Source organism: Candidatus Mycoplasma haematohominis, from assembly GCF_902712995.1.
In the GTDB taxonomy this organism is placed as follows: Bacteria; Bacillota_I; Bacilli_A; order Mycoplasmatales; family Mycoplasmoidaceae; genus Eperythrozoon_B; species Eperythrozoon_B haematohominis.
Map to the genome: position 1 here is coordinate 98,875 of NZ_CACTIB010000008.1, position 25,791 is coordinate 124,665.

The following is a 25,791-nucleotide window of genomic DNA, read 5'->3' on the forward strand; positions in this document are numbered from 1 at the left end:
ATGGATAACATATAAAAAAGTGCCTACAATATCGCAATTAATTAGACAAAAAAGGGTTAAGAAGAAGAAAAAGTCTAAATCACAGGCTCTACTTAGATCATGAAATACTCTTGACAGAAAGACTACCATCAGATCTGCCCCTTTTAAAAGAGGTGTATGTATAAGGGTAGGAACTATGACCCCTAAGAAACCTAACTCTGCTCTTAGAAAATACGCAAAGGTAAGATTGTCTAATAACTATGAAGTATTAGCTTATATTCCAGGAGAAGGGCATAATCTACAGGAACACCACGTGGTTTTATTAAGAGGAGGAAGAGTTAAGGATTTGCCTGGTGTTAAATATCATATAGTAAGAGGGAAGTTGGATACTTCTGGAGTGGAAAGAAATCAAAGAAGATCTAAATACGGAGCTAAAACACCTAAGAAAGATTAGATGCGTAAGAGTAGAAATTTAAATAAAAGGGTACTTGGCCCTGATCCAGTTTTTCAGTCGCCAATAGTTACAAAGACCATCAACATGATTATGTGGGATGGCAAGAAGTTTTTGGCTCAAAGAATCTTCTACAGATCTTTGGATTTAGTTGGTCAGAAGCTAGGAAAAGATCCTCTAGAAGTGTTTCTTGCTGCTCTTCAGAATATTGCTCCAAGTATAGAGCTTAAGACAAGAAAAATTGGTGGTGCTAACTATCAAGTTCCTGTTGAAGCTTCTGCAGAAAGAAAACAAACTTTGGCTATGAGATTGTTAATTAATTACAGTAGAAAGAGAGGAGAGAGAACTATGGTTGAAGCTTTGGCTGCTGAAATTATTGATGCATACAACAATACTGGTTTATCTATTAAGAGAAAAAATGAGATCATCAAGACAGCAGAGAGTAATAAAGCTTTCTCTTATTTCCGTTTTTAATATTTCCCTCTTATGGCTGGTTTAGATTTACGTTTAATGCGTAATTTCGGCATCATGGCTCACATCGATGCAGGAAAGACTACTACAAGTGAAAGAATTTTGTTTCATACTGGGAAGACTTACAAAATTGGTGAAGTTCATGATGGTGCTGCAACTATGGACTGAATGGAACAAGAAAAAGAGAAGGGGATTACTATTACAGCAGCAGCTACTTCTGTTGTTTGAAAGGATCATCAATTGAATTTGATTGATACACCAGGCCACGTAGATTTCACTGTTGAAGTTGAGAGATCTCTTAGAGTTCTTGATGGTGCTGTAACAGTTTTAGATAGTCAGATGGGAGTTGAACCTCAAACTGAAACTGTTTGGAGACAGGCAACTAAGTATTCAGTTCCAAGAATTATTTTCTGTAACAAGATGGATAAGATTGGTGCTGATTTTCATAAGTCAGTTCAGTCTTTAAAAGACAAACTGAAAGTAAAAACAGTATTGATTCAGTTGAACATTGGTAAAGAAGGAGAATTCAGAGGTATTGTTGATTTAGTTGAGAAGAAAGCTTATGAATTTGATGGAGGTCAGGAGGAAAACTATAAGGAGATAGAGATACCTGCAGATATGGAAGAACAGGTAGATCAACTTCATCAGGAATTAATAGATGAAATTCTTGGTTTTGATGAAGAGATTATGGAGAAGTATTTGGATGGAGAGCCTATTACTGTAGAAGAAGTTAAGAAGTGTATTAGAGCAGGAACTATTCAAACTAAGTTATTCCCTGTTCTTTGTGGTTCTTCTTTCAAGAATAAGGGAGTTAAGTTTTTATTGGATGCGGTTATTGATTATTTACCTAGTCCGGCGGATTTACCTACTACTCCTGCTTTTGATAAATCTGGAAACTCTATCACTATTAACAATAAAGCTGACGAGAAATTTGTTGGTATGGCATTCAAAATTGCTACAGATCCATTTGTAGGTAGATTGACCTTTGTTAGGGTTTACTCAGGAGTTTTGACTAAGGGTAGTGCTATTTATAACACTACACAGGATGCTCCTGAGAAGGCTGGTAGATTAGTGAAAATGCACTCTAATCATAGAACCGAGATTGAGAGTGTTCAAGCAGGGGAAATATGTGCTATTGTAGGTCTGAAAAATACTAGAACTGGGGATACGTTGACTATTAAAGGAAATTCAGTGATTCTTGAATCTATGAATTTTGCGGATCCAGTTATTTCATTAGCTATTGAACCTAAGACAAAGGTAGACCAAGAGAAGATGTCTATGGTTCTTTCTAGATTGTCTGAAGAAGATCCTACTTTCAAAATCGCTACAGATACTGAGACTGGACAAACAATTATTTCTGGTATGGGTGAGTTGCATTTGGAGATTTTGATTGACAGAATGAAAAGAGAATTTGGTCTACAAGTAAATATTGGTCAACCTCAGGTTGCCTTTAGAGAAACATTTACTAGAGCATGTGATGTTGAGGGTAAATATATTAAGCAGACAGGTGGTAGAGGTAACTATGGTCATGTTTGAATTAAGTTTGAGCCTAATGAAAATAAAGGATTTGAGTTTGTTGACAAGATTGTTGGTGGAAAAATTCCTAAGGAGTATATTAAGTCAATTAAACAAGGGTTAATTGATGCTATGAAAGCTGGACCCATGGCAGGTTATCCAATTATTGACATTAAAGCAACTCTATTTGATGGTTCTTATCACGATGTTGACTCTAATGAAATGGCCTTTAAGATTGCTGCCTCTTTATCTCTTAAAGAAGCGAGTAAACTTTGCCACTCTATTTTGTTAGAGCCTATTATGGCAGTTGAGATAACTGTTCCTCTTCAATATTTTGGAACAATTATGGGTGATGTAACTTCTAGAAGAGGTGAGATTGAAGGTACAGAACAAGTGGAAAATGCACAGATTATCAAATGTAAGATTCCTCTGAAAGAGATGTTTGGTTACGCTACTACACTTAGATCTTTCACACAGGGTAGAGGAATATATAGCATGCAGTTTTCACACTATCAACCTTTACCAAAACATATTACGGACGAGTTATTAAAAACAAAATAGTAGAAATTGCTGTTTTTTTAGATGAAAAGAGATCGTGATTATTACGAAGTCTTAGGGGTTAATAAAACTGCTTCTGAAGACGAAATTAAGAAGGCGTATAGAAGATTAGCTAAGAAATATCATCCGGATATTAATAAGGAACCAGGAGCTGAAGCAAAACTTAAAGAGATTAATGCCGCTTATGAAGTATTGGGGGATGCCAATAAGAGAAGAAATTATGACCAATTTGGATCTTATAGCGAACAAATGATGGATGGCGGCGGAGGAGGAAGTCCTTTTGATTTTTTTGAGGACATGTTCAGAAGCGGGAACTTTTCTTCTGCAGGGTCTTCTAGACAACAAAGAGGCTACAACACAAAGGCTAGCGAATTAGAGATTTCCTTTATTGAATCGGTAAAAGGAGTTAGTAAAAAATTTACTTATGAAAATGAATTTCCTTGTAATTATTGTGGAGGTAATGGAGCATTTGAGGGTAGTTCATCTTTTTTAAAAGTTTGTAGTAATTGTGCAGGAACTGGTATAGAAACTGTTCAAACTAGAAGTCCATTTGGTATTTTTAGTACTAGGAGAGATTGTTCTAAATGTAGAGGAGCAGGAAAAACAATTACTAAATTATGTAAGGGATGTAAAGGCAGAGGTTGTGAGTCTAAAACAAAAACAGTAACTATAAAGGTACCTCCTGGAATTCCGGAAGGAAGATCTATTGCTTTTTGAGATAAGACAGGATTGGATCCTCTGAAGGTGACTATCCATGTGCATGTTAGACCATCTCCTATATTTACAAGAAGAGGAATGGATATATATACCAAGATATACGTAAATCCTTTTACTGCTATATTTGGAGGAACAGCCTATATACCTAGTATTGATGGAATAAAAACAATTAAGATCCACGCTGGAACTAACTCTGGAAATAAGTTAAAGATTGCTGGATTAGGAGTTGTAACTCCTGAAGGAAAAGGTAGTTTGATCGGAGAAATATATTTCACACAGATACCGAAGTTAAGTAGGGATCAGAAAGAGGCACTTAAGTCTTTGAGTGAAATTAATACCAGCGAAAGTGTTAAGTGATTGGATAAAGCTAGGAAATTTATAGAAGAGGGTTAGAATTTATTCTTATTGATAGTATGGAAAAAGAGGAAGAGAATAAGCAGGAGCAAACTCAAAATGAAGAGTGTTGTTGTGATTGTGAAAAAGAAGAATGTTCAAAGAAAGAGGATAATAAGTCTTTTGATAAGGAGTTAGAGAAGGAAGCAGCAGAGTTAAGAAATAAAGTTAGTTTTTTAGAGACAGAAATAGAGAAATTAAAGAAAGAAGAGAACAAGAAAATACTTGATTTTGTAGAAAAGAAGAGTAAGGAGGCGTCTGAAATTATTCAAAGAAAAGAGGTTGAGTTGACTGAGAAGTATAAATCTGAATGCGAAACAAAGCTTAAATATCATTACTCTTCTCAATTGTCCGATCTAGTTGAAATAGTTTCTCAATTTGAAGTAGTTATTAATGGAGTTACTGATCCTTCAGTTGCTAATTATTTAGTTGGTTTCAATATGTTTTTATCTCAGTTTGATTCTTTGCTTAAGTCATTGTCTATAACTACTATCTCTCCTAAAGTAGGGGATGAGTTTAATTCAGATACTATGGAGGCAACTTCTACCAAGAAAGTAGATGAAGAAGATATGAATAACAAAATTACATCAGTATTTAAAAAAGGCTACATGTTGCACGAAAGAATTATCAAATTGGCTTCCGTGGAGGTAGGGCAAATAGAGGCTAAAGAGTAGATTTTTTATAAAAAAAGGTAATATTGGTTGACTTTTTGGTTAAAGTAAAAATGTAGGGTATTATGGGATTAGTAAGCGCAAGGGAAATTTTACAGAAAGCATATAAAGAAGGTTATGCAGTAGCTCAGATTAATACAAACAACTTAGAGTGAACTAAGGCTATTCTTACTACAGTTCAGGAGCTTAATTCTCCAGTAATTATTGGAGCTTCTGAGGGAGCTATTAAATACATGGGAGGATTTAAGACAGTTGCTAGTCTGGTTAAAGCTATGATTGATGATTTGGGAGTTAAAGTTCCAATAATTCTTCATTTGGATCATGGTAGCTATGAAGGATGTAAGAAAGCTATTGATGCTGGATTTAGTTCTGTTATGTTTGACGGATCACATTTATCTATTGAGGAGAATTTTGAGAAGTCTAAGGAAATAGTGGATTTGGCTAATAGTAAAGGTATTTCTGTTGAATTGGAAGTTGGTACTATTGGAGGTGAAGAGGATGGGGTTGTAGGTGCTGGAGAAGAGGCAAGTGTTGATGAGTGTGTGAAAATAGCTTCTCTAGATTTGAGTATGCTAGCTGCTGGTATTGGTAATATGCATGGACCTTATCCAGATAACTGAAAAGGTTTAAATTTTGATTTGCTTAAGAGAATTTCTGATGCTGTTGGAAAACCTTTAGTTTTACATGGCGGAACAGGTATTCCTGAAGATCAAATCAAAAGAGCTATTTCTTTGGGTATTGCAAAGATAAATGTGAATACTGAGCTTCAATTAGCTTTTGCTGCTGCAACTAGAAGATATATTGAAGAAAAGAATGATTTAGATATGTCTAAAAAGGGTTTTGATCCTAGAAAATTATTGAAATATGGATTTGTTGATATTTGTCAGGTAATTAAGGATAAATTAACTATGTTTGGTTCAGTGAACAAAGCCCTTTAAGGACTTAAATTAAGAGATGGCTTGAAAAGCTATCGCTCCTTCTTTTTTATTTGGAGCTATAGTTTTAGGTAGTTTTTCTTTTGCAGGGTCTCCTATGTCGGAGACAGTATTGGATACTAATTTTTATAGAGATTTAGATCAGATTAGTAAGTTTGATGAAGAAAAGGCATTTGCATATGGAACAAAAATTGAATCTGATAGTTTAGCAGTACAGAGTTATTTGTTTAATAACTCTTTGAATTTATTATGGGAGAAGAATAATGGTAATTCTGAGAATGGTAGTGAAAGGATATCAGGAAATGCTTTCTTGTTGAATATATTTTTGCCAGATTGGATAGGAGAGTTTCATCCAGATAGAGCAAATTATTCTCCTAAGAGTTATTTAGGGGGTGATGAGTTAGTTTTGCTTTTAGGTACTTCTTTTTCTTTTGTGAAGGAGTTGTTTTCTGGCGTGAGTAATTGGAAGTCAGAGGTTAATGAAGCTACAACATCTGTTAAATTAAGTGAAAAATCTAACAGTCAATCTGATCATTCCCTCTATCTATCTCACCCTTGGCCAGTTTTAAAGGAAACAGAAAATCAATTTAGATTTACACAGGACTATTTATATAAGTTAGGCGATCCTCACTATAGTAGTTTTGAGACTGATATAGGTAGACCTTATTATTTCAAGATTGATAATAAGAATGTTGAGGCTATATATGCTGCAGTAGATTTAGAAGTTAATAGCGCTCTTATAGATATAGATTTACGTTCTAGAGGTAGAGCTACAAATTATTTGAGATATATTCAGGGCTTAGATACAAATAATATTTTTTGAAGAAGTGATATATCTGATATTCGTGGTGAGAAATATAAATTTGCAGTTGATTTTGCAGTAATAAAAGTTAAGTTCAATATTGCCCATCTTAAGAAGCATTACATAGATTACTTGACTGATCTATATAGTAAGTTTGAAAGAATTCCTCAATTATTGAGAACTGAATTAGTTGTTAGAGATGAAAAAACAGCTCCATTATTTATTGGAGGTTGAGAAACTCTTAGTGAAAAAGAGACTGATATGAATACTATGTCTAAGTTGTTTGTTGATGCGAAAATTCAAACAAGTAAAACCTCAGATACAGGAAGTAAATCTCCTAGTGAATATGCTAGTGAAGATAAGTTTAAAGAGTGTTGCGAAGCTAAGTTATATGAAACCTATACTCAGAGATTATCTCCAAATGGAAGCAGCCCAACTGAATCAAGAAATTATGAAATGATCGATAAGGAATACTATCCAAATGATGAGATGGGTATTCTGTTTGTTAAATACAAAATAAAAAATAAGAGTAAAAATTGAATTTTCCCAGAAACAAAAGAGTTTTGAATTAAAGGATTTAAGAGTAATAGTTCGTCAACAGATAGTGCTTTTGAGACTTTAAAAAATATAAATGATTTATCCGATAGGAATTTAATCAGGTTCTTAGAGGCAAAGCCTAAGGCTTATGCTGCTTGAAGAGAGTTTGGAGTAAATTACTCTTATTTCCCTTACAAAAATATTCAACAGTTATTTTTTGAAAAGACATTACTTTCTGATAAGCCAGCACAGATGAATATGTCTGAACCTGTTGGCTTGTTTACTGTTGGAAGCAATAAATATCTAAACATAGCTCATCATTTGGATATTCCTAATATGAATTTAAGGAATGCTAAAGGATCTATTGCTTTAATGAAACATCCGGAGAGAAATGAAAAGGTTATGTTGGGTATGTATGACGGAACAAGTAACTGAGAAAATCCTTTATCTCGCAAGATTAGAAATATAGGTAAAGTTGCATTGTTTATTTCTCCTTGAAGATATGACTTATTTAATGAAGATAATAAGTTGTCTAAGCCAACATTGGCTGATTCTCTAAAGAAGAAGCAATTAGATAAAAGGATTATTCAAGTTAATAGATTTAGGATTAAATCGAATGGCCATTAAAGAAATCTTTTACTTGTAAGATATCTGATCTAGCACAGATAATACTTACTATATCTCCTTCTTTAAATACATTAGTTCCGTTCACCGGAACTATAACTGAACCGTCTTTTCTTTTTATGCTTATGATAGTTGTTGTTGTAGATCTAAGATAATCTATATCGCTAATTTGTTTTCCCAATATACTCTTGTTTCCTACTGGTAGTTTTATAAATAATGTGTCTTTGCTTCCGCTATCTACAGAAAAAACATCTACATTTAAATCGTGGATTATTTTGTACGCAACCTTAGTAGAAATTTCTACTTCAGGGATATAAGTAATAGGAACTCCAAGTAATTGCAATATCCTTCTATGAGTTTCATCTTTAGCTTTGCATAAGATATTTGATACACCTAACTCTCTTAGATTAGTAGCAGTGATAACTGATGTTCCCATATCTGTAATTCCAAGCACTACATAATCAAAACTTTCCATTCCAATGTCAGAAAGCTCTTTTAAGTTAGTTGCGTCGCATACTATGGCGTAATCAAAGTTTTCTCCATATGTGTCTATTTTCTTTTTGTCAAAATCTAAGACAGTAACCTTATGACCCTCTCTTGTGAGTATTTTTCCTACTTCGAGATTAAATTTATTTAATCCTATTAGGCAATATTCTTTTTGATGTTTTTTGTTGTCAAATAGTGCCAATTTAAGCATTAAACATTCCAGTTAATTTTATATTTCATGCAAAGTACGTCCGGCGAAGGGAAGCAATTTTACAAGAGTAAAAGTTGGTTTGGAAGGTTAATTGGGAATACCATATACCAAAAAACTTTGCGTATTTATTTTTTGACTATATTAATAGGATCTGTATTTCTTTATCTACCTTTTTCACATAAAAATCCTGATCCTTCTAAATTTAATTTCTTCGACGCTTTTTTTACTGCAATATCTGCTTTTACTAATACAGGATTATCTTCTCATACTACTTCTTCCACTTTTAATTTTTTTGGTCAATTAGTTTTATTGATACTTATTCAAGCAGGAGGAATAGGTTTCTTAACAATAGTTATTTTTCTTTGAGCTATTCTGAGGAAAAAGAGGAAGATTACTGTTGAACATAGACTTTTTTTACATTGGGAGAGGGGAAGTTACAATAAGGTTGAGTCTTTGCCTTCTGTTAAGACTGGAATTATTGTTCTTCTGATTGCTGAATTAATTGGAGCGATAATATTGTTTTTTTATTTCTTAATTGTTGAGCCTGATAATCCTAATAAATCAAATACAAATGATAGTAAATATGAAACAGTAAATACTAGAGGAGATTTCTTTGGATCTCTATGGATGGGAGTATTTCATGCAGTTTCTTCTGCTAATAATGCTGGATTTGATATCTTAGGAAGTCACTCAATTATTCCCTATAGGACTGATGCTAAGAATTTATTGTCAGTAGTTCTATGGTTGGAATCTATTGTTGGAGGTATTGGATATCCTGTGTTCCATGATGTTTGGTACTTCTATAAGAAGAAGAAAAGAGGGGAGGTAGCTCACTTTAGCTTATTTACTAAGATAGGAATTTCTACTTACATATTTATTGCTGTTTTAGGGGCATGGTTAGGAGTAATATCAGAAGTTAGTTTTGCTGGTACTCAGGGTATATTTAAAGCTCGTAGTATTTCAGATGGAGATTTTGGATGAGGTAAAAATGAGACAGCGAACAAAATATGAAACATTATTTATCTAACCTTCTCTTCTAGATCTTCTGGTTTTTCTCCTATAGATACTTCTGAGTTAGCTGAGACGACTAAGTGACTTCTATCTATATTGATGTTTATAGGAGCTTCTCCTGCTTCTACAGGAGGAGGTATTCGTACGATAACTATATTTATTATTTTTGCCAGAATGTTCTATACGGCTATAGGTAAGAAGCACTTGTCTGTTTTCTATAAGACTATTGATCAGTCGATAGTGTATGAAGCATGTAATGTGTTTGTGTTGTCTACTATATTGGTGGTTGGCTCTATTTTCTTTTTAGTATTGGCGGGTAATCATAATTCGGTTGGTGATTCATTCTTTGAATCTACGTCTGCTTTTGGTACAGCGGGTTTAACTATAGGTATTACTAAGAAATCCAATTTCTTAGGCCGAATAGTTCTTATGTTCTTGATGTTTGTGGGGCAACTAGGAGTATCGAATGCTGTTCTTTCTATTACTGATTTAAAACCAAAGTCAAAAAACCAGGAGTATTGTTCAGAAAATCTGAGAATTGTTTAGTTTCTAAAATAAACTTTAAACATGGGAAAGTTTAAGAGTAAGTTTGAAGAATTAGAGATGTCACTCTCTTTCGATGATGTACTTATTAAGCCCGCTTTGTCTGATGTAAGACTTGCCGAAGTTGATTTAAGTCTTCAATTAAATGAGAAGCTTAAGCTATCCATTCCTATTTTTTCAGCGGCTATGGATACTGTTACTGGATATGAGACTGCTAGGGCGATGATTGAAGCTGGAGCTTGTGGAACGCTGCATAAAAATGTTTCTACAGAAGAAAATATAGAAATTGTTAAGAAATTGCATGATGAGTTTGGAAGTAATAGGCCGATAGCTGTTAGTGTAGGAGTAGGAAATACAAAGGAAGAGATTGGGAATTTGATAAATGCGGGGGCGAATATTATTGTTGTTGATTCTGCACATGCTCATACTAATGGAATAGGTGATTTGGTACAGCTTATTTCTACTAATTTTCCTGATGTTTTTTTAATAGCTGGAAATATAGTTACTAAGGAAGCAGCTGCTTTTTTAATAGAGAGAGGAGCTCATGCGGTAAAAGTAGGTATTGGTCCCGGTTCTATCTGTACTACTAGAAAAGTAACTGGTATAGGAAGAGGTCAGGTTTCTTCTATTTCTGAAGTTGCAGATTATTGTCGCGATAAGGGAATATTAGTTATCTCTGATGGTGGAATGAAGGCTACGGACGATATTATGAAATCTTTTGCTTGCGGAGCAGATGCTGTTATGTTGGGATATATGTTGGCAGGATGTGATGAGTGTCCAGCTGAAAAAGTGAATATAGACGGCGAATATTGTATGTTGTATAGAGGTATGGGAAGTATTAGTGCTATGAAACAAGGAAGTGCATTTAGATATGGAAAATCTGGACTTGCTAATACTAAATGAGTAGCTGAAGGTGTTGAGAGTTATGTTAAATGTAAGGGTCAGATAAAGGATGTTTTACATAATATTGAATGGAGTTTAAAGAGTGCTTTTGGGTATGTTGGAGCTTGGAATATAAAAGAAGCTCAAGAAAAGACACAGATTGTCAGAATAACTAATTCTGTATTAAATAAATCTAATTTTCACAGTATAGATAAGCTAATTAAATAATTATTCTCATTCAATAGTTGCAGGAGGTTTAGAAGTTAGATCGTATACCACTCTCGTTATTTCAGGAACTTTATTTACTATTTCGTTGCTTAATTCAGTAAGTATTTCTATAGGTATTAGAGTAGGAGTAGCCGTCATCATATTCTTGCTATTAACTGCTCTTATTGCTACTACGTATCCATAACTTCTTCTATCTCCTATTACTCCTACTGTTCTGGAGTTCATGATTACTGAAAAACATTGAGAAGCAGCCTGATAGATGTTTTTTTCTATTAGTTTGGAAACCAGTATTCTGTCTACTTTTTTTAGTATCTCTATTTTGTTTTCTGTTACTTCTCCTATTATTCTGATTGAATAACCTGGGCCGGGAAAGGGCTTTATGTTGGTTATGAAACTAGGTAAGCCTAATTGGACTCCAAGGTTTTTGACTTCATCTTTGAATAAATCTGCTAGCGGTTCTACTAATTCAAATGTTTCTTTTAGAGAAGAAACGGTATTGTGATGAGTTTTTATAGTTTGTGATTGATTTTTTTGGCCTGATTCAATTAAGTCTGAATGAATTGTTCCTTGGGCTAAGAATTTGCCATTTCCGTGTTTTTTAATTTCTTCTTTGAATATTTCAAGGAATAAATTCCCTATTATTTTTCTTTTCTCTTCTGGATCCGTTATTCCTTTTAGTTTTTCTAGGAATATATCTTTAGCTCTTACGACTATTAGATCGTTTTGAAATTCGTTTTTGAAGTAATTTATGGTTGGTCTGAATTTACTGTCTTCTAATAATCCTGTGTCTACAAAAATTAGTTTTGCTTTACTCTTTGATTTTGAAAGCAATTGAGCTACTACTGAACTATCTAAACCTCCTGAGATAGCTAAATATACGTATTCATTTTTGACCTTATTTTTTATGTATTCTATTTTCTTGGTAACTACATCTCCTATGCTTCAATTCTCCTTTAGACCACATACTAGGAATAAGAAATTTTTTATTAGTCTCAGTCCAAATCTTGAGTGTTCAACTTCTGGATGGAATTGCACTGTATAAATTTTTCTTTCATCATCTACAGTTACTGAGTGGCAGACATCTGTTCTAGCTACGGAGACAAATCCTTTTCCTAGCTCAATTACTGAGTCATTGTGAGACATTCATGTTTCAAAAATAACTGGAATTCCATCTACTATTGGATGATCTTTATAGATTCTTATTTTTGCATTTCCAAATTCTGAGCAGTTTCCATAGTCTATTTCACCTCCTGTTATCTTGTGCATAACTTGCATACCATAACATACGCATAGCATTGGTTTTTTAAGCTCCATAAGTTGTTTAAAGATGTTTTCATGAAGTTCATCTTTTGCAGTGTGATGACTGCCGCTTAAAACTATTGCTGAATATTCAGATGCTTCTTTTATTAAGTTAGGGTTGTTGCAACTTATTACTTCTGCGAACACTTTTGATGTTCTGATGCTTCTTACTAGAAGCTCTGTATATTGGGAGCCGAAATCTACTACTAGAACCATTTTTATTTTTGTTCGTTATTTAAAAAATTTTTTATAGAAATTGCTGCAATAGAACCATCACTAGCAGCAGTTATGACTTGTCTTAAGTCTTTATGGATAATATCCCCAGCAGCGAAAACCCCCCTTTCGGAAGTTTCCATTTTTTCATTTACTTTTATGAATCCTGCATTATCTAATTCTAAATTTAGATTTTTTAAAAAATAGTTTTCAGGAATTAAACCTACATAGAAGAATACGCAATCCCCAGGAATTAATTTTTTTTCTTGAGTTTCTGTATTTTGGACAGTCAACCCTATTACTTTCTTGTCTTTTACGGTTATCTCTATTGGTATGTAGGGAACATTTTCTTTTATTTGGACATGTTTTTTCATTCTTTCGACGAATATGTTGTCTGCTCTGTATTCCCTTCTTCTGTGCACTAATTGAACTCCTTGAGTTATATCGGCTAAGTAAAGTGCTTCTTCTACAGCTGAATTTCCTCCTCCTACGACAACTACTGGTTTTGTGCTGTATAGATTTCCATCGCAGATAGCGCAGTAAGATACTCCTTTTCCATAGTATTCATGTACATTAGGGATATCTAATACTCTTTCTTTCATTCCTGTAGTTATTAATACTGTCTTACTTTGATATTTTTTCCCATTTGAAGTTTCAGTTTCTCATATATCTGATGTTTTTCTTATATCTATTACGTTTCCCATTATTTGCTCTACTCCTAGATCTAGTACTTGTTGAAGCATATATTCACCTAATTTAGGGCCATTTATTTCTGTGTATCCTGGGTAATTTTCTATTGATAGGGTCTTATTTAGTTTTCCTCCAGGAAATTCTTTTTCTATGAAAGCTACTTTTAAACCTGCTCGGGCGCTGTATAGTGCAGCAGATAAGCCAGATGGGCCAGCACCTATAATGACAAGATCATATACTTTCAATTTATTTTTAAAATGGTGGGGCTAACGGGGCTCGAACCCATAACCTTACCCTTATAAGAGGTACGCTCCGCCGATTGAGCTATAGCCCCAAGTTGCTATATTTATATATTTTCTCCTAATGTGTTTATATGTTGCTTAATATCTAATTGCAAAAGTTAAAATTTACAAAAAGAGTTTTGCAATTCGTACGATAGGTAATATAAGTGTTATGTTTGTTGGCTGATAAAGTCTAAGAGACATTCATATCTAATAGTTATTTTATTTGGTTTTTAATAATAAGCCTTTGTTTCTAAATGTCAGATCCAGTTAAGAAGAAAAGAACTAAAAAAGCGGCTGCTTCAACAACAAAGCCTAAGGTTACTAAGAAGAGACAGCCTAGAAAAGGCGGTAATTATGAACAGGTTTATGCAAAGTTGATGGAGATTAAAGCAGAAATGGAAGAAGTTATAAGGAAATTTGAAGAGGATGTTAATGAAGACGAATATAGTGGATTTATCCTAGAAGCTAATACTAGAAAAATTAAGTTTGATTCCAAGACTGCTGTTGGTAAGTTATTGGAACCTTTAATACAGCAGTCGTACAACGTTAAGAAGGGGAGATTTAAGTTATCTAAAGAAACTATTATTTTGGCTCTAGAAGACTACATGCCTATTGCAGATGACAAGTGAGAGGAGATAGCTCAGAAATTATCACTTAAGAATATTTCTATTGAGGAATTGACTCCTGAAGAAAGGGAGGCTCATTTTGATTATCAAGATGGTATGAGTCATGATGATTGGAAAAGTTATGTTAATTCTGTTAGAGATAGGAGTCAGGACTCTTCTAAGTCATTTTTATCTACTCTTTGTTTTTCTAAGATGTTAACAGCTGATGAAGAAAGGAAGTTGGCTAAGTTGATGGATAATCCCGCAACTAGACCATTCGCTGTTAAACAGTTGATGACATCTAACTTAAGATTGGTTATTTCCATTGCTAAAAAGTACCTGAACAGAGGATTTAATTTAGGCGATTTGATTCAAGAGGGTGTATTTGGACTTATGAAGTCCATTAATAAATTTGATTACAAGTTTGGTAATAAGTTTTCTACCTATGCTACTTGATGGATTAGGCAGTCTATTACTAGGTCTATAGCTGATCAATCTAGGATTATTAGGATTCCTGTTCATATGGTAGAGATCATTAATAAATACATCAAAGCAGAAAAAGATTTGATTCTTGCTAATGGAGTTGAGCCTACTCTTGAGCAGTTGACTGAAGAGTTGCAGAAGACTAATCCAAACTTGACAGTTCAGAAGGTTAGTGATATTAAGAAGTTAAATATTGATTTGGTTTCTTTGGATAAGCCAATTGCTACAAACGAAACTTCTAATTTTGCTGATTTTGTTCCTGATCACGATTCTTCTACTCCAGAAGAAGTTGCCTTTAAGAGTTATCAGAGTCAGGAGTTGTATGAATTTCTTAAGTCTACTCTTGATGAAGATGAGTTGATGATTATATGTATGCACTATGGGATAGCTGGTCATTCTTCTGCTTATTCAGTAGAGCAGATAGTTAGCGAAAAATTGTTGAGTATAGAAGGGTCTAAATTAATTAAGAATAAGGCAATTAAGATAATCGTTGATGGTATGTTGCAGAGTCAGAAGAACACTAAATCTGATGAATGGAAGAAAGATAAAGCTAAGTTAGAGGATTGAGTTAAGAAGAAAATTTCTCAAGCGTTGAGAAAACTGAAGAAACCTTCTAAAAATGGTAAATATAGGGCTATATTTGGTTATGCAACTGATTAGATGTCAGATCTGAATAGTAAGGTAATAATAGGGGGATTAGAGGAGCAGGGTGAGGAGTTTTTGCAGAAAAAACTAGATAGTTTAAACACTCAACAGCAAATACCTACCAAGTGCTTTGCTTTAGGGGGTATAGAAGAGATTGGTAAAAACACCTATTGCTTTGAACACGACGATGAGATCATTGTTATAGATGTAGGAGTTAAGTTTGTTAACAGAAGGCATTTGCCTGGATTAAGTGGAGTTATTCCTTCTGTTAGTTATTTAAAGGCTAATCAACATAAGATTAAGGCTCTTATTATTTCTCATGGTCATGAGGATCATATTGGAGGGATAGTTCATATACTTAAACAGGTTAATTTTCCAGTTATATATAGTCCTATTATGGCTTCTGAGTTGATTAAGAGGAAGATTTCAGAGAATTCTGTTCCTAGTCAGAATATTGTTCTTTATTCAGATAAATCTGTTTTTGTAACTAAACACTTTGTTATTGATTTCTATAGAGTAAATCACTCTATTCCGGATTCTTTTGGAGTTGCTTTGACTAGTCCTAATGGTGTGATAGTTTTTTCTGGGGACTTTAGATTTGATTTTGCTAGTAAAGAAGATAAGTTTGATTTACATAAGGTAAGCAAGATTTCAGATAGAGGAGTTGATTTACTTCTTTGTGAGTCTACTAATGCTGAGCAACCAGGGTTTAATGAAAGCGAAAAAGGAATTATTAATGATTTACATAACATCATGTCTTCCGCAAAAGGAAGAATAATTATTACTTTTTTTGCTTCAAATATTGGAAGGATAGAGGAGGTATTTAAGATAGCAGTTAATTTAAATAAGAAGATTGTTATTCTTGGGCATTCTATTGATGTAAATATTGCTGCTTCACAGTATGTTGGTTATTTAAAGTTTGATGAGAAGAATTTAATTTCTGCTAAAGATTCTGGTTCTTATCCAGATAATGAGGTTCTTATTATTTGTACAGGTAGTCAGGGTGAAGATACTTCTGCTTTAAGCAATATTTCTAAGAATAGGCATCCGAATATCAAACTTAAATCTTCAGATAGTATTATTTTCTCTTCTAACGTAATTCCTGGGAATACTTATGCTGTTGAGTCTTTGGTTAATAGATTGCATAAATCAGGCTGCAATATATTTTTAAATTCTCCTAATTTAAGAATTCACTCTTCTGGACATGCTACTAAGTTAGAGCAACAATTATTTGTTTCTCTTATTAGGCCTAGTTATATAGTCCCTATTCATGGAGAGACAAGGATGCTTAAGGCTTTGTCTAGAAACTGTGGAGAGATTGGCTTTGATACCAATAAGGTGTTTATTGTTAAGAATGGAGATGTTGTTCATTTGTTGAATAAGGTTGCTTATGTTTCAGATGAGAAGGTTGATGCTTCTCTTGTTTATATAGATGGAGACGAGACTACAAGCGAAGGTTTAGAGATATCTCAAGCTAGATCTGATTTAGGCAATAGAGGATTGGTTCTTCTTCATGTTTATTTAGATAGTGCTAAAGGTGAAGTTCATTGTGTTTCTCCTTTAGCTAATGCTGGTAGTTATTTTGTGTCAGATTCTAATTTTTCTAGAACACTTCAGTACAACTTACAACAGGATGTGAAGAAGAAGATTAAGGAAAAAGTTTCAATAGATGAGATTAAGAGTAGTTTGGAAAAGGCAATTTCTAAGGAGTTGTATAACCAGAAGAAGCAGAAACCAATAGTTGAAGTCTTTATTACTGATTTATCTAAGGAAGATATGATGAAGGATCCTATTATGCCTAAGGAAATAGAGGGAGCTACTCCTGCCCCTGCAAAGAAAGAGGGAGAAGACAAAGGAGGTAATGGAGATTTAGATGATGCAGGACTTATAGTTGGAGCCGAGGATTCTACTGAAGGATCTGTTGTCTAGTTAGTAAGATATTTTTGATTTCTTCCGCTATATCTTCTATAGTTCTTCCATCGCTATTTATTTCTATGGCATCATTTGGTTTAGTAAGGGGATCTAGTTCTCTTTTTGAATCTGCAGAATCTCTCTGTTCTATTTCTAGTTTGATATCTTCTATGGTTCTGTTTTCAAGCATATTTGTTTGTTTGAGTTCTGTGTATCTTCTTTCTGATCGGGTTTCTATGCTTGCGGTTAGATAAATCTTTAGTATGGCGTTTGGAAATACTTTACTTCCTATATCTCTTCCTTCCATAACTATGTTGTTCTTAGAAGCTATTTCTTTTTCTATTAGTTGGACATAATTTCTAATAGAGGCTATAGCAGCGATTGTTGAAGCTTTTTTAGTTATGTGTTTTGTTTTTAATTCTTCTGGGGAGATAGATTCTCCGTTTAGAAACCAAGTGTTGTTTTCAAATACAAAGTTTTTGTGTTTTGCTATGTCAGTTATTGCATAATTAATGGAATTATCAGGTATTTGATACTTGTCTAGATATCATGCGATTCCTCTAAAGATAAGGCCTGTATTTACGTATAGGTAACCTAAAGTTTTGGAAAGAGATTTTGCTAATGTCGATTTTCCTACTCCACTGGGACCATCTATTGTTATTTGTGAATACATCTATATATAGTATTTAATATTTAAACATCATGAATAATAATAATTATCATCCAGATCTTGAACGTGTAGATAATTGAGAGTATAGTCCTGATCCAGCAACTATTAAGGGAATTGCTAGAAGTTCTGAAGCTATAGATACTGAAAATTTTTTTAGTAATAAGAAGAAGAAGTGGTTTTTGCTTTGAAGTTGCTTGTTGATAGTAATCATTATTATTGCTATTAAATTTCTATTAAATATCAGCATAGTTGAATTTTTCATTAAGTTAAATGCAGTTAATCAGGTACCTTATTTCTTAGCAACACTTCTATTTGGTTTCTCTACCTTTTTTTTCTGCGAAGTATTCATAAAAGTAAAGATTATCAAAGAAAAGCTGGGAAGTCAATTGCAGCATGTAAGCAAGCTTGAGTGATTTAATTTTTCTGTTATTTCTTTCTTAATCCAATCTATTACTCCTTTTTCTGTTGGTTCTGAGCCTTACAACATTTGATGATTGCATAAAAGAGGGGTCTCTCTTAGAGAAGCAGGGGCTGCTACTGCAGTTAATTCAATATGTTGATTTATCAGTCAATTTATAGTTACTTGACCTTCCTTTATTTACTTGACTGTTAATAATTGAGAGAAGATTTCAAGTCTCAATATCACTAATACTTATTGATTGATTTTGGTCGGTCTATTAATTGACATTATTGTTGGTACTTTTATATTCGTTATTAGTTATGTAAATAAAGCTCATTTCTTTATCTCTAAACAAGTCAATGAAATTAAGAGATACTTTGGATTTTCTTATTTAACAAGAGATGAATTGTTTCAGAAGTATTTGCATGAGAGTTCATTCAAAACACTTTATGTTCAATTTTTGTTGCACAGATCTACTCTTAAATTGATTCTCTTATATGTAATTTCTAATGTTTGGTCTTATATGTTGTTTGTTGCTATACATAGGTTATTTCTTTCAGTTGAAGGTACTGATGGAAAAGGATATTGAGATCCCAACTTCTCTGCTTTAAATTCCTATAACTTGATTAATGTAGCTACAACATCTAATAACTTTTTCCCATTGCCTAGTGCTGAGGGTTCTTTGCAAGTTGTGTTGCAGAAATTGATGGAGGATATGTCTAGTGTTAGATCAGGTGTAGATATGACAACGGAAGCAACTAAAAAAGCACTAGCTTCGGCTAATGATAATACTATTTTTCTATGACGTATATTTGGTAAATACTTTGGTTTATTTTTAGGTTTAATCTTTATTCTTTTCTTTGGAGTTAATGCTAAGACTAGAAATGGTAACTTCAGTGAGAAATTACAGAAGATTAGAAGTTGAAAAAAGACTGGCCAAACTCCTCACGAACTAGTCGTCTAATATATTGAAGTCTTGCTTTTAAAGAGATTTCAGTTAGTGCAAGTTGTTTACAAATTTCTTTGTTCTTATAACCTTGAGACTTCAATAGGATTATTTCTGCATACTCAGCATTTTTTGATTGCAGGAAGAAGATTACCCTTTCAAAAACCTCTCTCAAGTTAATTTCTCTTATGTGTTCTTCTTCGCTTGATATATCTTGTCTGATTTCTGCATGTGTTTTCTCTATTTCTTGTGTGTAATTAGTAATTACCCTATAGTTAAGTGTAGTCTTTAAATCTGAATATATTTGATATCTGATCATCAAATAGAAGTAGTTCTTGAAAGACAAACCTCCTTCTTTTTCTATCTTTATGTTTTTCAAAGTTTTTTCGAATGACTGATAAACAAGACTTACAATTTCATCGTCAGTTGGAATTATTAAATCTGTATATATAAGGCTGCTTATTACTTTTTTAGCTCATTTACAACCATCTGAAAAGTATAAGGAAAGAAGAGTGTTTTTTGATATTCTATCTTTTTCTTCCTTTGCTTTTTTAATTAACGCTGCTATTATTTTTGGGGTCTCTGTCATTGTTATTCAAATTACTTCGAATGAATGCGATTCTATGTTTTAAAGCTCTAAAAGTGAAAAAAATATATTTGTTTATAAGTTTAGGTGACTAATTTGTTTGAAATTTGAATATTTTATTCCAGTTTATTTATAAGAATTGTTGATTATTTCCTCCACTTTTTTTATTTTTTTACTTATATTTAAGTTCTTTAATTCCATTGGATCGATTTCTATTTTTTCTTCTTTAATTTCTTTAGGTTTAGATTTATTAGAAATAGGTTTTCCGTGTAGCTTATTGTCTAGATATCTAGTTATTTCTTCTCCTATAGGTGCATTTTTAATATTCAAAATTTTTTGTACTACTGATTTACCACATAGAATCAATAATTCTTCAAAGGATTCACCTATTTTTTCTATGAAGACGTTAAGAGGTGATTTTTGTTCTAGAGAGTGAAAGTGAACGTTATTTCTTAATTTGGTGACAAAGTCTAGATGTCATTGTCAAGCTTCATCAATAGAGATTAGGAATATTCTTTTTAAGAAATCGTTGTATTGTTCTAGTACGTATTTATTTTTTTTTATTTCTAGAGCTTTAGTTAGAACATCAGAGATGATTGCTTCTATTTCTGTTGTGTTTTTGTGTTCAAAGTCCATTTCTTTGAAAACTGGGTAGAAGAAGAATTCGTCATTTAAGCATTGAATTAAATTTCTTACATTAAGTCTCTTAAGTTCGTTGTTTTCTACAAAGTCTTTCATTAAGCTCTTTACTATTTTTTTTGCGACTTTTATTAGTATTTCTTGGTTGTTTTTGTTTGTTAATAGGAAGTATCTTTGCTTATAGATAAGTTGTTGTTGTTTAGATAAGATTTCGCTGTATTCAACCAGATTTTTTCTGGTATCGAAGTTTATTGACTGTATCTTTTTTTGAATATTGGTTAGAGTTTTTGAGATGAATTTGCTGTCGAAGAATTCGTCTTTTACTTTTTTAGCTAATTTATCGAATCTGTCTCCTCCAAATCTTTTGAATATATCGTCTTCTAGTGAGATAAAGAAAATTGATTTTCCTGGGTCTCCTTGTCTTCCTGATCTACCTCTTAATTGATTGTCTATTCTTCTGGATTCGTTTCTATCTGTACCTAAGACGAATAGTCCGCCTAGTTTTTTTACTTCATCAGTTAGTTTTATGTCTACTCCTCTTCCTGCAATGTTTGTAGCGATTGTTACAGCGTGTTTTCTTCCTGCTTGGGCGATGATTAAACCTTCTTTATCGTGGTTTTTGGCATTAAGAATTTCGCAAGGTATTTTTTGTTCTATTAGCTTTTGACATATTCTTTCTGAGTCAAAGACTGAGGAGGTACCAACTAGAACTGGTTGTCCAGTTATGTAGTGTCTTTTTATTTCATCTACTATTCCTTTTATTTTTGCTTTTTGAGTACCAAATATGATGTCTGGTAAATCTTTTCTGATTACTGGTTTATTTGTTGGAACTTGTACAACAATCATGTTGTAGGTTTCTGAGAATTCTTGTGCTTCTGAGATAGCTGTTCCTGATAGTGCCGCTATTCTGTTGTATAGTCTGAAGAATGATTGATATGTGATGTTGGCAACTATTTTGTTTTCTGGTTTAATTCTTATTCATTCTTTGGCCTGTATAGCTTGATGTAATCCTGCGTTGTAGGTTTGACCGTAGAGCAATCTACCTGTATAGTAGTCAACAATTATTATTTCTTCTTCTCCCTGACTATTTGTCGCAACAATATATTCTTTTCCGTTTTCGAATAGGAAGTTGGCAACTAGAGCATTTTGTATTTTGTGTATTAGTTCTGAGTTATCGAATACGTATAGTTTGGGTATTCCAAGTGCTTTTTCTATCTTTAGGATTCCTGTACTTTGTAGCGAAATAGTTTTTGTTTCGTGATCTATTATGTAGTCTTCTGGCTTTAAGTCTTTTACAAGCAAGTGAACATCTATGTATTTACTTACTCCTTCTTCTGCTGGACCTGAAATAATTAGGGGCGTTCTAGCTTCATCAATTAGGATTGAATCACCTTCATCTATTATTGCGAAGTGTAGTTTTGGTATAAGGATATCGTTTTCTGAATAGACCATGTTATCTCTTAAGTAATCAAAGGCTAGTTCTGAGTTAGTTGTGTAAGTTACATGACATGCATACATTTTTTTCTTAAGCTCTTTGCTTAAGTTTGAGGTTATGAAACCTACTGTAATTCCTAAAAAGTTAAGTATTTTTCTACAGAATTCTGCATCTCTTTTTACTAGGTAATCGTTTACTGTAACAACGTGAACCCCTTTACCTTCTAAGGAAGCAATGTAAGCAGCTAGAGCAATAGTTAGGGTTTTTCCTTCTCCAGTTTTCATTTCTGCGAAGTTTCCTCCGTAGATAATTAATGCGCTAGTTAATTGAGTTCTGTAGGCAAACATGCCATGAGCTCTGTAGCATGCTTCTCTTACTGTAGCTAGAGCTTCAGGAAGCAGGTCATCCATGCTTTCCCCTAGCTCTATTCTTTTTAAATAGCTTTGTGTTTTGTGTTTAAGTTCTAGATCAGAATAGGATCTGAATTCTTTCGTTAAATCGTCAATCTGGTTAAGTACTCCTTGGATCCTATTTAGTATTAAATGAGATGGCTTGAATACCGATACTATGTTCACTTTCTAAATTCACTTAGGGAAGTTTTCTGACCTCTAGACAAATAATATTTGGATACTTGTTGTTTAAATGAAGATATTTGACCTACATCTCCTTCAATTAAATCATATTTAGGGAATATTATTTTTCCGTTTTCATATAAACCTTTTGATCTAATAGGTTCTACGTAACCTTGTTTATCTGATGCATCGTACATTCTATATAGACCTATAACATGTCCATTCTCATCTGTAGCTAGAGAACCAGAAGCCCCGGCTCCAAGAATAGAGTTGTCTAGTAGATAGTTGTATCCTCAGTTGTTGTAAGGAATTCCATTCCAGTAAATAGATGTTTTGTTTCCGTATCTGAATGTTTCATCTATTTGTCCAACATCCACATGGCCTATGATTGGTTGATTATCTTTATTTTTTATTTCGTGTTCGTCTACAGATGAAAGTCTGTGATTTAGATAAGTTAATCTACTTGCTCCTTGTCTAACAGGAGAATAGTTACCGTAACTTCTGTATTTGTCTGGTACATTTGATGCATACCCTGCTATGAAGTAGTCGACTTTTTCATCAAATAATTGATCACTTGTCTTTTTAAGCATTAGTTCTTCTGAGAAGAAGTCAAGGGCTTTATTTTTTAGACTTCCGTTTGTTCTATCGTATTTTCCGTAGAAGTCTCTAGTTATTAATTTGGCAGTTTCTTCATTTTTGAAATCTATTTCTAATACTGCAAAGTCTTTGTAATAGTTAGTTTTTGTTCATTTGTAGCCTAGCCCCCTTGGATTTAGTCCTATGTAGTTCATTGGGGCATAGAAGAGCTTTACGTCTTCTTCTACGAAATATAGGTATTCTGGTTCTGTTGAATTTCCCCATGCTTTAGGTTCGCTTGCGTTGTATGCGTATGTATTTCCTATTGAATAATGAGAAACTTTACTTCATAGTTCTGGAACAAAGTTAACTAATTCTTTTGTGTCAGTTGTTTGACTTATCTGTTTAGTTTTTTCTTTGAATAAGAAAACAGGTGTTTTGTATTCTCCTCTTCTTAAACAACCACGTCATCTAGGTTGCGGTAGAAGTTGCTGGTAGGGATTATCTCAGAAGGAGATTTGGTCTATTACGTGAGCATTGGTTGCAACAAATCATTTAGTTGGATATTTTTGGCTTCCTGTTGGAAGAACATAGTCTAGAAACCATCCTGTTCCTGAACCACATGAGGTTTGTATTTTTATGCTGTAGTCTTGAATTATGTGTATTCTCTCTTGGCCTCTATCTGCGTTGATTGGTTTATTTCTTACTTGATAGTAATCTGGATAGTAAGTTCTAAGGTCATAACTGTCTCAGTGCTCTTTAACTCCTTTTGTGTTGTGACTGTTGTAGGCAGCTAGAGAAGGAGAGTAACCAGATTCTTGAGATTTTTTTAAATCTTCTACTAGTTCTATGTTTTCTGAAGCAAATGGTATATGTATGTAATTTGCATATCATTTTGAGGGATTGTTAGCATAATAAAGACCAAGACCAGTTGCTCCGAAAACTGGTATAAGTACTGATAATAAGAACGTCCTTTTCATCTTTGTATTAGATTAACTGAATCTTAAGATAATTATTCATTTTTGCCTGCCATTATATTAATTCATATAAAAAGTATTGTTTTTTATAGATTAATAGTTGTATTGATAAGACAATTCTTAGAGTATTTTTTAATTTATTTTCTTGGATTTAAGTTAGTTGACCTTAAAAAAGTTTTTGCATTTGGATAATACTTATCTAATTGTGATCTGTAGCTCTCTTTTTGACCCGGAACTCCTCTAATTAAGTCATATCTAGGAAATACTATCATTCCATTTCTGTATACACCTTCGGATCTAAGTGGAGTTACTGTTGATCATAATCCATTTAGTCGAGACGTGTATAAACCTAGGACTCCTCCATCAATATTAGTTACTAGAGAGCCGGAAGTTCCTGGACCCATTCCCAAATTATTTACTACGTATTTGTAACCTCATTCCTGGTATTTTTTTCCTCCTCAAAGTAGTTTTGAAAATGGACATTTTTGAGTGATTAATCCTGTGTTAGCGAAACCTATGAGATCTTGATTATTGTTGTTTTTTACAGAGGTAGGTCTACCTTCTATGCTTGTACTTCAACTTTCTAGGTGAGAAACAGTTCCAGTTGCGGGATTGTAATTGTCAATTGGTTTGTATTGATGTTGTGGATCGCCTGCATATCCTAGAGAGAATAATTGTGGATTTTCACTTACCATTTGGTTTCCGGTGTACATATACATTAGGTCTGGATATAAGAAATCTAGTCTTTTAAATTTATGGTTCTTTGTATAGTACTTGTTGTAAATATTAGAAGTCATTACTCTGGCCTCTTCTTCGCTGCTGAACTCAATTTCTAAAATTGCAAAATCTTTAAAGTAATCTTCGTAACGTCTTGTTTCTGTGTTGAATTTTGGTCCTAAGAAGTTAAGTGGAACATAGAAGAGTTTTGGGTCTTCTATTCAAGAGAAAAATACTTTTCTTTCTGTATTCTTTTTTCTAGTTACAGTTGGAGTTTGAAACCTATTTCAACTTAAAACTCTTTCAGGTTCTTGGATGTTTATTTCTTGTCTTCTATCTTTCGAGATGATGATTGGCGTGTGTTGGAAATTGTAGTTTCAACATCATCCATTAGGTTGTGGTTGATTGTATGGATTGTTTTTGAATCTCATACCAATAAGCACATGAGCATTGGTTGCTACAAATCATTTAGTTGGGTATTTTCCATCTTCTGGAATTATGTAGTCTAGAAACCATCCTGTTCCTGAAAAGCATGGATATTTAAGGCTGAAAGTATGATCTCTTATTCTTTGCATAGTTTCTCTTACTTCTTGAGAAGTTGGTTTTGGTAAATTGGATATGTATTCTTCGTATTTCTCTACTTTTACTGTTGGATGTTCTTTGGACATAAGATCCAGCCATATTAGATCTTCGTTTTCTGGGGTTATTTTTTCTGTTAGCGCTGGCAGAGGTCTTCCTAGCCCATATTGCCTTAAATCTGCTCTTAATTCTGGATTTGATTCTATGTATCCTCCTTGGTTTTCTGTTCATGCAACGTTGGTTGGGCCAACTATGCTTGCATATGCTACTTCTGTTAAGCCGTGAGCTCTAAGTCAGGATAGTGATGGGTAATATTCAAACATTTTTATAAATTTGTTTAGCTACGAGAGGTGATTTTATTTTGAATTTTGTTTAATTGAGTTTTAATTTTTATTTATTGTTTTTAGAGGTTATTTTTTTGCTAATTATTGAAATATATTTGTTGTGAGAAAATTAATCAAAGGGATACGTAATTAAGTATTTAGGGGAGTTATGTTAAAGATTGGTGTAAATATGTATATAGGAGGTGAGTTTTTATATATTTCAAATA

General features: G+C 33.2%; 20 protein-coding genes and 1 tRNA gene. 12 read left to right on the forward strand and 9 right to left on the reverse strand.

Annotated elements, in window-relative coordinates; genetic code table 4:
* Positions 1-19: 19 nt before the first annotated feature.
* The 7 genes from rpsL to H6411_RS01325 all read left to right on the forward strand — a co-directional run bounded on the left by rpsL (position 20) and on the right by H6411_RS01325 (position 7,656).
* Positions 20-433 (forward strand): 30S ribosomal protein S12, encoded by a 414-nt coding sequence (gene rpsL / locus H6411_RS01295; protein WP_216082841.1) that lies wholly within the window; start codon positions 20-22, stop codon positions 431-433.
* Positions 434-904, forward strand: coding sequence for a 30S ribosomal protein S7 (gene rpsG, locus H6411_RS01300; protein WP_216082842.1), 471 nt, complete (start codon positions 434-436; stop codon positions 902-904).
* Between the two features lie 12 nt (positions 905-916).
* Positions 917-2,977, forward strand: a complete 2,061-nt coding sequence (gene fusA / locus H6411_RS01305; protein WP_216082843.1) for an elongation factor G — start codon at positions 917-919, stop codon at positions 2,975-2,977.
* A gap of 21 nt (positions 2,978-2,998) precedes the next feature.
* Positions 2,999-4,084, forward strand: a complete 1,086-nt coding sequence (locus H6411_RS01310; RefSeq protein WP_216082844.1) for a DnaJ domain-containing protein — start codon at positions 2,999-3,001, stop codon at positions 4,082-4,084.
* A 20-nt stretch (positions 4,085-4,104) separates the two neighbouring features.
* A complete protein-coding gene (grpE, locus tag H6411_RS01315) occupies positions 4,105-4,758 on the forward strand; it encodes a nucleotide exchange factor GrpE (RefSeq protein ID WP_216082845.1) in 654 nt (217 codons plus the stop codon).
* Positions 4,759-4,820: 62 nt separating this feature from the next.
* Positions 4,821-5,693, forward strand: coding sequence for a class II fructose-1,6-bisphosphate aldolase (fba, locus tag H6411_RS01320; RefSeq protein ID WP_216082846.1), 873 nt, complete (start codon positions 4,821-4,823; stop codon positions 5,691-5,693).
* A gap of 16 nt (positions 5,694-5,709) precedes the next feature.
* Positions 5,710-7,656, forward strand: a complete 1,947-nt coding sequence (locus H6411_RS01325) for a hypothetical protein (RefSeq protein ID WP_216082847.1) — start codon at positions 5,710-5,712, stop codon at positions 7,654-7,656.
* On the opposite strand, the gene H6411_RS01330 is transcribed toward H6411_RS01325, so the two are convergent.
* Positions 7,637-8,350: a potassium channel family protein gene (locus H6411_RS01330; protein WP_216082848.1), complete on the reverse strand. Its 714-nt coding sequence runs from the start codon at positions 8,348-8,350 to the stop codon at positions 7,637-7,639. The genes H6411_RS01325 and H6411_RS01330 overlap by 20 nt on opposite strands.
* Positions 8,351-8,377: 27 nt before the next feature.
* On the opposite strand from H6411_RS01330, the gene H6411_RS01335 reads away from it, so the two are divergent.
* Together H6411_RS01335 and H6411_RS01340 are read left to right on the forward strand one after the other, a co-directional pair.
* Positions 8,378-9,907 (forward strand): TrkH family potassium uptake protein, encoded by a 1,530-nt coding sequence (locus H6411_RS01335; RefSeq protein WP_216082849.1) that lies wholly within the window; start codon positions 8,378-8,380, stop codon positions 9,905-9,907.
* 21 nt (positions 9,908-9,928) lie between these two features.
* Entirely contained in the window at positions 9,929-11,014 is a 1,086-nt protein-coding gene (locus tag H6411_RS01340; protein WP_216082850.1) for a guanosine monophosphate reductase, read from the forward strand.
* Here H6411_RS01340 and guaA read toward each other — a convergent pair whose 3' ends face one another.
* The 3 genes from guaA to H6411_RS01355 all read right to left on the reverse strand — a co-directional run bounded on the left by guaA (position 11,015) and on the right by H6411_RS01355 (position 13,550).
* A complete protein-coding gene (gene guaA / locus H6411_RS01345) occupies positions 11,015-12,529 on the reverse strand; it encodes a glutamine-hydrolyzing GMP synthase (protein WP_216082851.1) in 1,515 nt (504 codons plus the stop codon). It abuts the gene before it with no gap.
* 2 nt (positions 12,530-12,531) lie between these two features.
* Positions 12,532-13,461 (reverse strand): thioredoxin-disulfide reductase, encoded by a 930-nt coding sequence (gene trxB, locus H6411_RS01350; protein ID WP_216082852.1) that lies wholly within the window; start codon positions 13,459-13,461, stop codon positions 12,532-12,534.
* A 13-nt stretch (positions 13,462-13,474) separates the two neighbouring features.
* Positions 13,475-13,550, reverse strand: a tRNA-Ile gene (locus H6411_RS01355).
* A 204-nt stretch (positions 13,551-13,754) separates the two neighbouring features.
* On the opposite strand from H6411_RS01355, the gene H6411_RS01360 reads away from it, so the two are divergent.
* Together H6411_RS01360 and H6411_RS01365 are read left to right on the forward strand one after the other, a co-directional pair.
* Entirely contained in the window at positions 13,755-15,248 is a 1,494-nt protein-coding gene (locus tag H6411_RS01360; protein ID WP_216082853.1) for a sigma-70 family RNA polymerase sigma factor, read from the forward strand.
* Entirely contained in the window at positions 15,249-17,162 is a 1,914-nt protein-coding gene (locus tag H6411_RS01365; protein WP_216082854.1) for a ribonuclease J, read from the forward strand.
* On the opposite strand, the gene cmk is transcribed toward H6411_RS01365, so the two are convergent.
* Complete coding sequence (gene cmk / locus H6411_RS01370) at positions 17,140-17,817, reverse strand: (d)CMP kinase (protein WP_216082855.1); 678 nt, start codon at positions 17,815-17,817, stop codon at positions 17,140-17,142. The two genes, H6411_RS01365 and cmk, sit on opposite strands and share 23 nt — an antisense overlap.
* Before the next feature lie 29 nt (positions 17,818-17,846).
* Between cmk and H6411_RS01375 the strand changes: the two genes are divergently transcribed.
* Positions 17,847-19,178, forward strand: a complete 1,332-nt coding sequence (locus tag H6411_RS01375; protein WP_216082856.1) for a lysylphosphatidylglycerol synthase domain-containing protein — start codon at positions 17,847-17,849, stop codon at positions 19,176-19,178.
* Here the strand turns inward: H6411_RS01375 and H6411_RS01380 are convergent.
* The 4 genes from H6411_RS01380 to H6411_RS01395 form a co-directional block, all read right to left on the reverse strand.
* Positions 19,129-19,749 carry a sigma-70 RNA polymerase sigma factor region 4 domain-containing protein gene (locus H6411_RS01380; protein WP_216082857.1) on the reverse strand — a complete coding sequence of 207 codons (621 nt, stop codon included), beginning with the start codon at positions 19,747-19,749 and terminating at the stop codon, positions 19,129-19,131. The genes H6411_RS01375 and H6411_RS01380 overlap by 50 nt on opposite strands.
* A gap of 123 nt (positions 19,750-19,872) precedes the next feature.
* Positions 19,873-22,395, reverse strand: a complete 2,523-nt coding sequence (locus H6411_RS01385) for a preprotein translocase subunit SecA (RefSeq protein WP_216082858.1) — start codon at positions 22,393-22,395, stop codon at positions 19,873-19,875.
* The gene (locus tag H6411_RS01390) at positions 22,386-23,948 is read right to left on the reverse strand and encodes an MIP family Ig-specific serine endopeptidase (RefSeq protein WP_216082859.1); all 1,563 of its coding nucleotides are present in this window, start codon (positions 23,946-23,948) and stop codon (positions 22,386-22,388) included. The genes H6411_RS01385 and H6411_RS01390 overlap by 10 nt, the downstream gene beginning before the upstream one ends.
* Positions 23,949-24,082: 134 nt before the next feature.
* Positions 24,083-25,564: an MIP family Ig-specific serine endopeptidase gene (locus H6411_RS01395; protein ID WP_216082860.1), complete on the reverse strand. Its 1,482-nt coding sequence runs from the start codon at positions 25,562-25,564 to the stop codon at positions 24,083-24,085.
* Between the last annotated feature and the right edge of the window lie 227 nt (positions 25,565-25,791).